Genomic DNA, 13423 nt, shown 5'->3' on the forward strand with positions numbered 1-13423 from the left:
ACTTCACCTGTTGCTTTATCAGGCACAGCAACAAAAAAGTCCACTGATTGTTGTCTTTTGAAATCTAATCCATCTTTATAGAGACTATGTAAAGCATCATAATCAGGATCATTTGGAAATTTCATTCGTTTTTCCTCCATATTCTAGTACATTCATTGTTTTCAGTATAAATCACTTATTTCCTTTCGACTAATAAATGATATTATATATTACAAAAAAATTCGTAGTAGTACAGCGGCAAAAAACAGCTGACTTTTCAATCAGCTGTAAATAAATTCAAGTTATATCCTGGGCTCTCCCAAAAAGTTTGAATCCTGATTTTACTCTTTTTTACTACCTTCTTCCCGAGCCCAATCTAAAAACCATCCAATTACTTCGTCGCTTTCAAATATATATGTTAGTTCATTAAATAATAGTGCGGAAAATTGATTAAAAGTTTCTTTATCTGTATTTCTATTCATAAACCGTAATAAATTGCTACTTAATATTTTTGCTGACTCTTTATTGATACTCATTTCTTTCCCCCAATAAGTTCAATATCCTGTTCTTTGCTTACAAATTAGTTTTTTGTACATTTTCACTTTTTATACATTCTTCTTATGTGGAAAAAAGAGATAGGGGAAGTTAGTTATTATGAAAAAACAGACCGTTTAAGGGTTTTATTCAATAGTTTACATAATTATATTATTGAGAAATTATTAGAGGTTTGAAAAACAAATCACATCAAAATTATACAAAAAATTCAAATAGCATTGTAATCAATCAATGTTACTGGAACTAAATATTCCATAATCTTAAAGTAATGTAATACTACTCAATAAATCTGGCCACATCTTTTCCGCATTTTTTACAGCTCCCCTCAAGAACAATACCTGGAGGAGATTCTTTGACGACATAATTTTCAATTTGAACAACATCAATACAATAACTACACCAAACATTTCGTTCCAATTGTTTGCGCATATCTGCAGGAATAGCAAGCCATTTCTTATTTGCGGAAAACGAGATCGTTTCTTCACTTTTTTTCATATTCGTCCCTCCTCATAGACTTCCTCTTTTAACAGGCATTTCAGCCTCAATATTAATATCCGCCATTATAAAAGCTCCTAATATAAGGGCTGCACAAATTAGGACTTTTTTTGGTGATAGCCACGTTCTCCATATGGTTGTAACTTTTCTAGCCATTTTTCTTCAAGTGCCAATAAAGCTTCTTTTTCGTTAAAATAGTGTCCATCATCCTTTTTCAATTTTTCGAGGATGTCAATCTTGAAAGCATCTCTTCCGTACTGGTTCCATTCTTTTTGCAGCTCTTTATTCGTAGTGTATCCATTTGTTTCAAGCATAAATGTTATGCCATTTAGAGTTTTTAAATTTTTCGTACTTCCTACCAATATTTTATTGTTGATCGTATTCTTTATCTGATAGATTCCCGCTTCAACGGATGTTTCCTTAAATTGTTGTTTCAACTCTTTTCTCCGGTCCATTTTTTCACCTGCTCATTTTCATTTACTTTTTTAACCAATAACTACTTCCATCTGATTTACGGTCTAAAAAGCCGTATTCGACTAAATACCTTCTTATTAATACATAATCCTCATAAAAGCCTTTTAAAATCTGGTTTAATTCCTGTTCATCATAATTGTAATCCATTTTTAAATGGTTAGAAATTTCTCTTAGGACAATAAGTCTTTGTTTTTCTTTTTGGGGAAACTTCGTTAATACTCCATTTGAGAAGTATTTATTAACCAATTGCTCTTGCTCATCTTGCGTAATGTTATATCGCTCATCTATCATTGTGGCTGTCTTATGCACGGGTACAAAAGCTGGTGCATATTCATCTTTTTCTTTCAGTAATTCCATCATAGCCAAAAAAGTCTTTGCCTGACGTTCCTTTTCTTTTAAGGCAAAACGATGATGACGAATAGTAGACACACTTCCAATACCCAATTCCTTCTGAATTTCTTTGTCATTTTTCCCCTGATAAAAAAGGGATAATAGGTTCTTTTGATGTTCAGTAAGACCAGTAAGTTTCTTATCCATTCCAAGTAAATAGTCAAATATGGATACATGGGCACATTCAATATGAACTCGCATAAACCTTTCAGCTTCGTAAAATTTATTTTCAAAAGGATAAACAATCCCTTTTTCTATCTTTTCACCACATAATAGACAAGTAAATGAATCAAAGTCTTGAATATAGCCCTTTTTCAATTCATCGAATGAGGCATTCCAAAAAACATTTGATAGTTCCATCCTTATAAAACACACCCTCTTCAATTTAAATAAATGTAAACACGAATGAATTTCGTTTGTTTTTCTACAAACAAATTACAATACCGTTTGGATTATGTCAATAAAAAAACAAACAATATTAAAGTTTTGTATATGAATAAGCAAACAACATTTTATTACGTTTATGAAATAGTAAGGAAGGTTTGTCAGTCTACTAAACTTTGTAGGAGATTCTTAGAGGATAAAACACCCAAAATTTATTCAATAATATGGTAAATAAAATTCCGAAGTATAACGCATTTTAAACCCTCCAGAAACACAAATCATCACCGCAACGGTAAAAAAAGGAATGCCGTTGACGTTGAAAATGAAACCGGAATAGTAAATTAACCAACATATAATATAGACTCTTTTGCTTACTCATTAATTCACTTTTTCAATCGCATTATTCTTCTTTTTACATTCATTTCAAATTATGCATATAACATCCAGTACACCTTCTAAAGTCCTAGCCTATAGTGATATAATTAATTGTTGTAACATAGAATAACTTGTAATGATAATTTGTTGTTGGGGGATGAAATTTCTTGGACTCTGCTACTTTAAATAAGGATCGGACAGTTAGGCTCTTTCATTATTTAAAAGAGCTATCGCTATTGAAAGCACCTTTAATACTTGATTTACAGCAATATGAAAATACCTTTTGGATTGCAGATATTCCAGATGAAGCTGAGTGTTTATCACCAATTAATAACAAAGCAGTAAAGGATACATGGATGGAAATAAAAAAGCCAACCTTCCCTGTATTTCCTAAACCTCCAGAATCCATTTCAAATTGGCTTGATACCACGAACAAAATTGACAATACAAAAATGGAACCAAAACTAAAGGAAAATATACCCAATCCTAATTATCAGGAAGAGGATTCAGATGAGGAAAAGTATCTTTACCTCAAAGATCACCCTGAAATAACTAGTAGCTTTGACTATTACATAACTGGCAAATGGAAGCCCTGGCAAAGTGAAGTTCTTCGAGTACAAAGGATACAAGATATTTACGAAAAGTTATTTACAACCTATCAAAAGCAAAAGAAACTAGGTGAACAATTCGAGTTAATAATCGGAATAGGACTGTTGAATTGGGAGACGGCAAACTCAAATAAAGTGCATCGCCATCTTTTAACCGTACCTTGTTCCTTCGAATTTGATTCCAATAAAGCAGAGATTCGTGTTATACCTTCTGCAGAAGGTATTAGACCAGAAATCGAGCAAGATATGCTAGAGCTGGAAGATCGACTAGACAATAAAGCGATGGAACCGATAAAAGAAACAATGAGTTCACTGCATGAAAATGTTTGGAACAAAGAATTATTGGACTCTATTCTGCGTTCCTTTGTCCAATCGGTATCAGCAAATGGACATTATGCTGAAGATGTTAAACATAGTATTCGAAATTCATCAAAAGACCCCGCTGTGTCCTTTAGTCCAGCTCTTATTTTAAGAAAAAGAAATGAAAAAGGGTTCCAACAGGCCTGTAACACCGTAATCGAAAATACAAGTAGTGGGTCTTTGGATATTCCACTTGGAATTGTTCGTATTTTTAGCGAAATAGATGATTACCAAGAAGGTGGATCCAGTTCAACAAATCAAAATATTAATGTAAAAGATTCTGAAATCTATTTTCCTCTAGAAGCTAATGAAGAGCAGCAAAGGATTATTACAAACTTAGAAACACGGAATGGAGTCCTTGTCCAGGGACCACCTGGTACTGGTAAAAGTCATACTATTGCCAACCTAACATCCCATCTTTTAGCAACAGGGAAGCGTGTACTGATTACAAGCCAGACACCTCGGGCATTAAAGGTTTTAAAAGATAAGGTTCCTTCTGAATTACAGGCCTTGTGTGTGAGTTTATTAGGAGCTGATTCAAAATTTTATAAAGATTTAGAAAGTGTTGTTCAAGTTATCTCCAATAAAAGAGATTCCTGGAACCCTGATATTACAACCAAAAAAATCAATGATCTTGCAGCAGATTTAAAAACGAGGAAAGAAAGAGATGCATTTCTAAAGCAGCAGCTTAGATCCATTCGTGAAACAGAAACTTATGAACATTATTTACTCGATGGAAAATATAAAGGGACAGCCCAAACCATTGCAAATAACCTGAATAAAGAAAAGACGAAGTACAATTGGGTAACGGACAGAATTGAAATGGACACTCCCCTTCCCTTTACGAATGCTGAGGCATTGGAGCTTGTAGCATTATTGGGAGAACTGGATAAGGATATCCAAGAACAAATCCAATTAGCTTTACCTCCTTCTGATCTTTTACTTGAAGCTAATGCCTTTAAGCACCTTATAGAGCAAGAATTTAATATAAAAGAACAATTACAACAGTTTGATGAAAATATTAAAGTGGGACTAGATTATCTTATACAAATCCCTGCAGCTAATCGTCTCATTTTAAAAAACAATCTATTGGATATCCGAAAAGCCATTTTATCCGTTGAAAGCCTTAATGAAAATTGGGTGGACCAAGCAAAAAAGGATCTGCTCAGTAGTAAATTTCGTCCTTGGGAAGAATTTTATCAGCAAGTCATGAATTACATTGATTCAATCAAAGACCTTGCTAAAATGCATAATCTTGTTGAAATCAGCGGCCAAGGCAGTGTTTCATTAACGCAATTGCAATCGGATGTAACTTTGCTAAAGCAACACTTAGAAAGTGGAAATAGACTTGGCGTGCCATTAATTCGTCCAAAGATTGTAAAGGATGCTTGGTATATTATTAAAGAAGTAAGAATTGATGGTCGGAAATGTGATCATCTTGAGACAATTACAATGTTAGAAGAAGCCGTTAGGGTGGACTCTACAATCAAAAAAGTGGAACAGATGATCTCTGAACATCTCAACATTCAACCAGATGCTAAGACTGCTCGATCCATGAAAATTGCCCAATTATTTGATTTTCTAGAACCATTCACTCTTCTTTTTTCATTGAAGGAGCTAATCGATAAGATATCAGAAAACGAACTCGTAAAAGCAGCAGTTTCTATAAATACATTGAATCCTGAAAATGTGGGGTTACTAATTAGCAAGCTGGATTATTTATCTAGAAAGGAACAATTATCAGAAATTGAACATTCCTTCATGAAGTTGATCAAAACAATTGAAGGTTCAATTGATGTAAACTCTTCACATCCTATTGTACCAATTCTTCTTCAAGCGATTAAGGTAAGAAATTTTAATAGTTATGTTTCAGCTGTAGCTGTAATTGCCGAATTAGATAAATACTCTCGTAAATTGGTGAAGTGTGAGACATTTATGCAAAAGTTGAAAAAAGCAATGCCGAAGTTATACTCTCAACTTTTACACCAATTTGATTTACAGAAAAGTTTAGAGAGATTTAAACAATTTGAAGAAGCGTTTCTATGGGCCAAAGCAGACACTTGGTTTCAAGATTTTTCAAAAACGAGCACAGATAAATTGAAAAACGAACTCGAAGAAAATAATAGATTTATGAAGAAAATGATTGCTGAACTAGGTGCATTAAAGGCCTGGTATTCCACTTTGTCTACCATGACAGAAGGTCAACGGCAACACTTGCTTGCGTGGACCACATCGATGAGAAAGGTTGGTAAAGGGACAGGAAAGCACGCACCTATTCATTTACGCGATGCCCAATATCATATGTCGTATTGCCGTGATGCCATTCCGGCATGGATTATGCCACTGTATCGGATATTTGAAACATTCGAAATTAAACCCGACCTTTTTGATGTGGTTATCATCGATGAGGCAAGTCAATCTGGACCTGAAGCCGTCATTCTCCAGTATATTGCCAAAAAACTTATTGTTGTGGGTGATGATAAACAGATTAGTCCTGAATATGTAGGAATAAAGAGAGAAGAAATCCAATTTCTGCGAAAGCAATATTTATATGACTTTAAGCTTGCAGATTTATTAGACATTGAAAACTCATTCTTTGATTTAGCGAATGTGTTATTTGGCGGTCGAATCACGCTACGAGAACATTTCCGCTGTATGCCTGAGATCATTCAGTTCTCAAACCGAATTAGCTATACACATACACCATTAATTCCATTAAGGGAATATCCGCCTAATCGACTAGAACCTATCCAGATAAGACATATTCCTAATGGATATCGGGAAGGTTCTGGCCAAAAAGTTATGAATAGACCCGAGGCAGATGCCCTAGTAGCAGAAATTAAAGCTTGTATTGAGAATCCACTTTATAAGGGAAAATCGATAGGTGTCATCAGTCTTCAAAATGAAGGTCAGGCACAGCTTATCGAGTATCAACTATTACAAAATATTGGACCTGAGGAAATGGAAAAGCGAAATCTCATTTGTGGTGATGCCTATGCATTCCAAGGTGACGAAAGAGATATTATGTTTTTAAGCATGGTTGCAGCTCCTGGAGAAACAGCCCTGAGGGCCCTCACTACTGAAAAAGACAAACGCCGTTATAATGTAGCCGTTAGCCGAGCTAAAGACCAACTATGGCTCTTCCATACTCCTACCGTTAATGATCTTAGAAATAAGGAAGACATGCGATATCAGCTGATTTCTTATTGCGAGAATCCTGACAAGGAAATCCACTCAACGAATCGTGACAAATGTGAAAGCGACTTTGAGCGTAGTGTTTATGATCAAATAGCTGCCAAGGGATATCGAATTATTCCTCAATTTGAAGTAGCAGGTTATCGAATAGATTTAGTTGTTGAAGGAGAAAAAGGCAGAATTGCCGTAGAATGTGATGGCGATCAATGGCATGGTCCTGATCGATACGACTATGATATGAATCGACAACGAATATTAGAGAGATGTGGTTGGAGATTCTGGAGAGTTAGAGGTAGTGAATATTATTACAACCCAGAAAAAGCACTAGAATCTCTATGGGAAACGCTTAAACACTATCAAATCGAACCAGTTGGTCCTATTGATCCAAAGAGACAGTCTAATACGGTGACTATATCTCTTACAAGAAAAAATGAGCACCGCAGTGATTCTCGAGTAAAAACTGATTTTTCGTCACAGGATTCTAACCAACCCATTTCGCCCGCGACAAGTAAAAAACATATAATTCAGTCTACAGTTCTAACTAAAAAACTTGCCTTAACTGAAACGAAGAAAAAGTTAGATCAGAAACACATAAACATTGCTACCGCAGGATTGAAAACATATTTAGAGAGCCTTGGACATGAAGTTATTGATATGCGAGATAAAAATGGCGCCTTTTGGCTCCTGGGAGATACAGAATTAACTGGGTTTATTTCAAAGTTAAAAGAACAAAACATTCATTTTTCTTATGCACCAAACGGTAGTAATTCTACAAACCGTAGACCTGCATGGTATACAAGTTTCCATGGATAATACAAAGGGCACACCCTTTATTATTGGGTGCGCCTTTTGTTTTGATTTACATTCCAACTTTTCCGATTTCAAATCCTTCCATCCAAAGATTTTTTTGTGTTGGGGTTATAAAGAGAATGGAATTTGGGGTTAGGAGGTGCCCTTTAGGTTAATCCCCATCCCTCTCCCCTTTTAAAACCATAATATAATCCTTTTCAACTACCCATTCACCTTCTTTTATGTGTACATGGATTTGGGGAGATTATGATTGAATAAATTTACCCTTGGTTTTCTAATTGATTAATTTTTTCTAATTTTTCCAATCGTAACTCATGAAGTGTTTGCATTTGACCCTCGACAACTAACCATTCATAGACAGATAATGAGCTCCATCCAGTCACCTTTTTACCAAAATCATTGTATGACATCGTTTCATTTTGATAAATGACAGTATTCTCATCTACTACTTTTGCCTTTTGTTCAGGATATTTTTTAATATAGATTTCCTGATTTGCCTGCATAATGCCCCATTCAAACAACTGAGGCATTTTTGGCAACGATCGATTCGAAATTTTAGAGGTAGATAATCTCATCTGACTTGGTGTAGCAGTATTTCCGACTTCTACATAAAAATCAGCTAAAGAAGGTACTGGTAGCAGTCTATCAACCTCTAGGAAGAATTGATCTTTAAACTTTTTCGGCTCAACGGTAATACAAGTAATATCTACATGATTATTGATCAGCCAAGCACATGCAGATAAGGTTTGCTCATCAAACTGAGATGCTACTAAAATAATTCGTTGTTTCTTATTAAAATTACGTATTGCGTCATTATCGGTTAAAAACTCATTAATCATACGCCTTGCCTGTTCTGAAGATGTTAAGGCCTCGTGCGTGACTTTACCTTTCTTTTCAAGATATGGGGCATAAATTTTATTAATCACATCGTCAATGTCATTAATCTTTGCATAATTAGCTGCATAGCGAATAGCTTGAAACTCAAAGGGTTCTTTCCGATTACGTATATCTTCAATATCGCGTTTTATTTCGATTAGAACTAAGTTACCTTGATTATCAATTGCAACCAAGTCACTTCTACCTCTTTGGGTATTTTGGATTTGCTGACCAATCAGTAATAACGTTTCTTCCTCATCGACTAGGAGTTGTAAATTATCTGAAAGAAACTCCTCTATATCTGATTCTTGAATACCTAACTCTTTAAAGGTGAAAGACTGAAATTCATCATTTTGTAGTTTGATATCTCTATTATTAATGGTGATAGGAACATGCATAAATTATTCTCCATTCTCCTTTTATGAGTGCGGTTAGATCCTAATCCTAGTCCTATAACAAAAACTTTTAGGATGTTATCGGATAGTTTTTTACGTTTAGTCAAAAATATGTTTGCAGTTTTTACCTATCTTTATTGATTATCAGCTGGTGTTTATAAAATCCAGCTGTTCGCCGTTTCCTACTCCTTAAAGAGGTACATTACAATGAATTCCTCTTTCTCCTAGAAGCGGATACTTTAGGTGATATATGTATATAAACATTTGCAGAATAAATGTATATAAATACATAATGGGCCGCTTATTATAGCAGCCCTTTTGATACCTATATTATAGTCTATATGGTGATCGTGCCTTCCGTTCAAAGTGATAATGTAAGCGATACTCACAAATTTCCTTTGTCCATTGGAATAAAATATCCTCATGTTCTTTTAATACATCAAGGTTTAATTGGAACACATCAATTTCATAGGATATCAATCTCTTAGAACTACCACTCCATTTCGTCATTGGCATGGTAGCAATCAGTTTACTAACACCTTTTTCATCATAATCCCATAATTTCTTAGTTCCTTTATCGGAAAAATCAATTCTTTTTCGATGTTCTTTTTCCATAAGGTAGTGATGAAAGAAAGGCGCTACATCTTTTGAAGTTATAGGCTTGAACCAGTTCGATTTTCCACATTCGAGCATGGCTAATAATACAATCATTTTATAACTTTTAGCCATCCCTGTTTTTTCTACTTCGATTAACCAATTTTCATAACGGTCAAATATTTCAATCTCTCGTTCCGTTAATTCTTCAGCCCACTTTAGAAAGCCAAAATATGAATTAAATTCCTGTCGATATTGCGGTGAATCCGAAGCTCCCTTTAAATGTAATTCCAAATATATAGGTCTTCTACCTATATCCCTTTTTAATTCCATATAATCTTGGAAGAGCTTCTCTCTTCTCGGTTGCCGTTTTCTGATCATTTCTTTAAGAAGGTCAATGACATTAACATCCAAATTAACCTCACAAAAGCCTGGTAATGTTGGTTGGATGTTTCTAGGTTTACCCTCATTAGGTTGTGTATCAAATAATCCTAATTTAATATCTGCATTACGATAATTTCCGATTAAGTCAATAATTACACACTTTTCCTTATGAGGATGCAGTCGAAGTCCACGGCCAATTTGTTGAGTAAAAACTGTCAATGATTCAGTCGGCCTGACAAATAAAAGCGTGTCTACGGCCGGAATATCTACACCTTCATTGAAAAGGTCAACCGTGAAAATAATATCCATTTCACCCTTTGCCAGTTGCGAAATGGCCTGATTTCTACTGATTCCAGTCTGCTGAGAATGGAGACTAACGGTATGATAGCCATGTTTATTAAAATATTTTGATAAATAGTCGGCTTGCCTAATGGAAGAACAAAATCCCAGTGTTCTAGTCTGCTTCTTATCTTTCCACGCTTGTAGTATCTTTTGAGCTAATTCTTCTCTTAATTGAACTTTCAGTAATTCCTCTTCAGCATATCGATTTCCAAGCCATGTTATTTGACTATAGTCTGTGTCGTCATATACCCCATAATAGGTAAAGGGGGCTAACCATTGGCGGTTAATGGCTTCTAAGAAATCTAATCTGAATGCAACGTTCCCATCACAAAGCGCATATACATCCTTATTGTCATTTCGATCTGGAGTCGCTGTTATCCCTAGTAAAAATTTCGGCTGAAAATAATCTAACGCACGTTTATATGAGTCTGCTGCAGCATGATGGAATTCATCAACAATAATTAAATCAAATTCATCCGCTGTAAACTGCTCAAGGTGTTTTTTAATACTTAGTGTATAGATCGAAGCAAATATGGCATCTGCTCCACCTTCTTTTCTCTTGCCATTGTATATACCATACTGCTTTTCAGGCATAATTCTCTTAAAAGAATCTCTTGCTTGATGGAGAATTTCCTCACGATGAGCAATAAAGAGAATCTTAGTAAAGTTTTGTGCAAAAAATCCAGCCAAATAGGTTTTTCCCAGTCCAGTAGCCATCACAACCAAAGCTTTATTGTACTCTTCTTCTAAAGTTTTATTTAACTCTTCAAGTGCCTCAATTTGCGCAAAACGAGGCAGTATCTCTCCATAAGAAACAGGTGATTCTAATACGAAATCAGGCTTTTCATGACTGTCCTTATTTGCTGGAAGCATTAATTCTTGTTCCTCAAGTTCAGTCCATTTTCGAACTAGATTTGGATGTTTTCGCTGATATTCATAATAATTAGCTCGATACGCTTCGAGAGTTTCTTTATTTAGTGAAACAGTATGATCAGAGTAAAAAATATCAAGGAACTCCATTAGTGCTCCATTAAAAACATCTTTTTCATCACTCACAGAAATATTCCATTCGATGCCTTGATTTAAAGCAGAATTTGAAAGATTGGAAGAACCAATAAAGAGAACATCATGTTCATTGGATTGAAAAAGATATGCTTTTGGATGAAATGAAACACCATTACTTTTCCATAGTCGAATACTAATACTCTCATCAATTGAGAGCAGTTCTTCTAGAGCCTCTGGCTGAGTAATGTACAAATAGTCACCAGTACATATCTTAATATCCGCCCCATTTTGAGCAGCTTTTTTCAAAGCTTCCTTTATAATTCTGACCCCTGATTTCATCACAAAAGAAGACAAAACACAGACTGTAAAAGCCCCTTCAATTTTGTCAATTAAGTGCAAACCAAGGTCTCTTGTAATCAGTTGGACCTTACTCATCTTCAACCTCGATTAAAAAAATTTTCTCCTTAAAGCCACCACGCTTTTCAGCTTTTTCTAACCGAAACTGTTCCACCTTATCAAATTTCGCACCATGGTATTCAGCTAGTGCATGTATAATTTCCAAAAGGTCAGCTAACTCTTCAATCGCTTCTTTATCACTTTTGGCATTTATGTATTCATTAAGTTCCTCAAAGCTTTTATTTTTTAGTTCCATTATGTATTCTTCATTGTCTAGTATTCTTGTAGTGAATTTTTTCCCGGTACTTTCAATCACCTCTGGGATAAAATCACGAACTAGTTTGTTATGAATAGGCATTTTAGGTTCCTCCAATAATGAAATTACAGCTATATTATAACTAATGTTAAAATAATTTACAGTCTTTGGTAAGTTATCTGTCAAAGAAAAACAAAAAGTTATATTAAATCAAATCAAAAAAATAAATAACAAAAAGTTTAAATGAATATTAAAAAACAACTTTATGATCAGATTGTAGTCAAAATCAGTAAAAAAAGATAGAACCCCTCTAATAAAAGTTTTCAAAACTATTTCTCCATTCATCACAAACAGTTATTCCCTTGGCTCCGAAATTTTTGAAGTAATTGCTGTTCTTACGATATCAACGGGCTTTCATGGTATCCCAGATATTATGTAACCACTATTGGTAATATGATGTGTTCCTGATACTTAATCTAGTTCCTACAACAGATCAATTGTGAGGCAACCATAACTTTTTGTAACTCTTCTTAATAAATTGGTTTAATGTACTGTTGCCGTGGTATCACAATCACAAACCCACTTACAATAACCATCATCTTTACCACTATTTAACACGAGCAATCTTTGAAACGTCTTCCTGTTAGATCTTGGCTCTTAAAACATTTTCCACACGAGGGGGAGACTCTTTTTTGTAGAATGGGTCCTCTTAGCAATCGGATGTTTACACACTTGCAAATCATTCCCACTTGGTTCTGATACCTTTTTCATCTACTTTAATTGATTTGATTACGGTTAACTTACCAAACTGTTGTCCAATAGATATATTTTCTTTTATCTATTTTGATGTCTTACTTTTCATTTCTATAATTAGGATTAATTTAATTACAGCATTTTCATTTGAATATCATTTTTTCGGGTGTAGATCCAAATCAACAATCTTCAGAAGTCTTTTACAACTTATCAGTTGTTCAATTCAAGTTTTTTCGTATCGATCAAAAAATATATACATTAAACTTTAACCTTATATAGCTTTAATGATATCATTACTATTAAAATATTTTAAGTTGGTGAGAGACAAAATGGGGGAAAATATGAATAAGATTACAGATGAGTTTGTTACTAAAAATATCAAAGCTATAAATCAAAGAATTTCTGACTTTAAAGGTGAGCAAAGTAAGATTAAGAGGTTTTTACAACAGAAATTTTTATCAGATATAAAACACCAAGATACTATCAATAAATTAATAGAAAGACTCAGACAAGAAAAATATGTAAAAGCCAGAATAGAAAATATAGCTAATGATTTTGTTTATTATAAAGCGCATCTTGCAGACTTTTATTCTGCATACATATATAGTAATGTTTTAAGCAATTTAGATATTAATTACCTAAAATCAGTATTAGAATCTACAGTAAGTGAAAAGATAACGGACCAAAAAGCTTTCAATTATATAAAATCCGACTTTAAAAAAATAAGCGAAAAATTTTTAATACTTATTCAACTTGGAGGTTTTCAGTCCAACTTAATGAACTTAAACGAGGGTGTT

The 13423-nt window shown here is 34.2% G+C and carries 9 protein-coding genes; 2 read left to right on the forward strand and 7 right to left on the reverse strand.

Features of this window, described 5'->3' with window-relative positions; genetic code table 11:
* Positions 1 to 320: 320 nt before the first annotated feature.
* The 4 genes from CHI06_RS20025 to CHI06_RS20040 form a co-directional block, all read right to left on the reverse strand.
* Positions 321 to 515, reverse strand: coding sequence for a hypothetical protein (locus CHI06_RS20025; RefSeq protein ID WP_095250374.1), 195 nt, complete (start codon positions 513 to 515; stop codon positions 321 to 323).
* Between the two features lie 295 nt (positions 516 to 810).
* Positions 811 to 1029 (reverse strand): hypothetical protein, encoded by a 219-nt coding sequence (locus tag CHI06_RS20030; protein WP_095250375.1) that lies wholly within the window; start codon positions 1027 to 1029, stop codon positions 811 to 813.
* Positions 1030 to 1127: 98 nt separating this feature from the next.
* A complete protein-coding gene (locus tag CHI06_RS20035; protein ID WP_095250376.1) occupies positions 1128 to 1484 on the reverse strand; it encodes a GIY-YIG nuclease family protein in 357 nt (118 codons plus the stop codon).
* A 22-nt stretch (positions 1485 to 1506) separates the two neighbouring features.
* Complete coding sequence (locus CHI06_RS20040; RefSeq protein ID WP_095250377.1) at positions 1507 to 2253, reverse strand: DUF2087 domain-containing protein; 747 nt, start codon at positions 2251 to 2253, stop codon at positions 1507 to 1509.
* A 566-nt stretch (positions 2254 to 2819) separates the two neighbouring features.
* Between CHI06_RS20040 and CHI06_RS20045 the strand changes: the two genes are divergently transcribed.
* Positions 2820 to 7628, forward strand: a complete 4809-nt coding sequence (locus CHI06_RS20045) for an AAA domain-containing protein (RefSeq protein WP_095250378.1) — start codon at positions 2820 to 2822, stop codon at positions 7626 to 7628.
* Positions 7629 to 7885: 257 nt separating this feature from the next.
* On the opposite strand, the gene CHI06_RS20050 is transcribed toward CHI06_RS20045, so the two are convergent.
* The 3 genes from CHI06_RS20050 to CHI06_RS20060 all read right to left on the reverse strand — a co-directional run bounded on the left by CHI06_RS20050 (position 7886) and on the right by CHI06_RS20060 (position 11975).
* Entirely contained in the window at positions 7886 to 8899 is a 1014-nt protein-coding gene (locus CHI06_RS20050) for a hypothetical protein (protein WP_095250379.1), read from the reverse strand.
* 327 nt (positions 8900 to 9226) lie between these two features.
* Positions 9227 to 11656, reverse strand: coding sequence for a DEAD/DEAH box helicase family protein (locus CHI06_RS20055; RefSeq protein WP_095250380.1), 2430 nt, complete (start codon positions 11654 to 11656; stop codon positions 9227 to 9229).
* Positions 11649 to 11975 carry a nucleoside triphosphate pyrophosphohydrolase gene (locus tag CHI06_RS20060; protein ID WP_095250381.1) on the reverse strand — a complete coding sequence of 109 codons (327 nt, stop codon included), beginning with the start codon at positions 11973 to 11975 and terminating at the stop codon, positions 11649 to 11651. Before CHI06_RS20060 ends, CHI06_RS20055 begins: the two co-directional genes overlap by 8 nt.
* Before the next feature lie 992 nt (positions 11976 to 12967).
* On the opposite strand from CHI06_RS20060, the gene CHI06_RS20065 reads away from it, so the two are divergent.
* A partial coding sequence (locus CHI06_RS20065; RefSeq protein WP_142300989.1) for a hypothetical protein occupies positions 12968 to 13423 on the forward strand: 456 nt, incomplete at its 3' end.

Origin of the sequence: Bacillus sp. 7884-1 (genome assembly GCF_002272245.1) — a bacterium.
GTDB lineage: Bacteria > Bacillota > Bacilli > Bacillales > Cytobacillaceae > Neobacillus.